Raw genomic sequence first — 590 nt, 5'->3', positions numbered from 1 at the left:
ACATAGCTTTCCTTGTCCTCATGTTCCAAGCGTAAATACCGCTGGCTTTCCTCAATCACACACCTTGTCGGACGGATAAGGTCGTAGTATTTTATCAGCGTTTCTTTCTTCAATTTCTTCTTTGGTAGCTGGTACTCATAATCTTCATAAGCGATACCGTCCCTGCCGTAAAGATGTTCCATGAGATACCCAAAATCATTGATTTCCAAGCGACGCACCTTAAAGCGACGGGAGATTTTATTTTCCAGTAACTTTTCCATTTTCATGTAACGGTTGATTTCATCATTCGGCATGGAAACAAAATCATTCATCAGCGTATGGTTCACTTCATGGAGAAATTCTGTAAACGTCAGCCACGCCGATTTTTTGATGTTCTTCAGATTGAGCTGTTCTTCCGTAACCATGAGCTTAAAGCCAAGAAAAAAGCGGTAGTCCACTTGATTGTCCCCAATCATAGATACTAACGCTTCGGTCTGTTCGTCTATTTTCTGGTAAGCAACTTCCTTTAATTTTCCCGTTACCAGTTTCTTTGACTGTTCCTGCATACTGCGGATTGAGCTTTCTGTGGCAATCTGCAAGGCATGAATTTT

Annotated in this window: 1 pseudogene; it reads right to left on the bottom strand. The window is 41.4% G+C overall.

The features are described 5' to 3' along the window. A pseudogene (locus DW114_RS21165) lies at positions 1-590 on the bottom strand (ATP/GTP-binding protein); the annotation flags it as partial.

The sequence above is a fragment of the Absiella sp. AM09-50 genome (genome assembly GCF_003433845.1).
GTDB lineage: Bacteria > Bacillota_I > Bacilli_A > Erysipelotrichales > Erysipelotrichaceae > Hoskinsella > Hoskinsella hominis.
The sequence above is the reverse complement of the archived record's forward strand: the minus strand, read 5'-3'. Positions and strand labels throughout refer to the sequence as shown.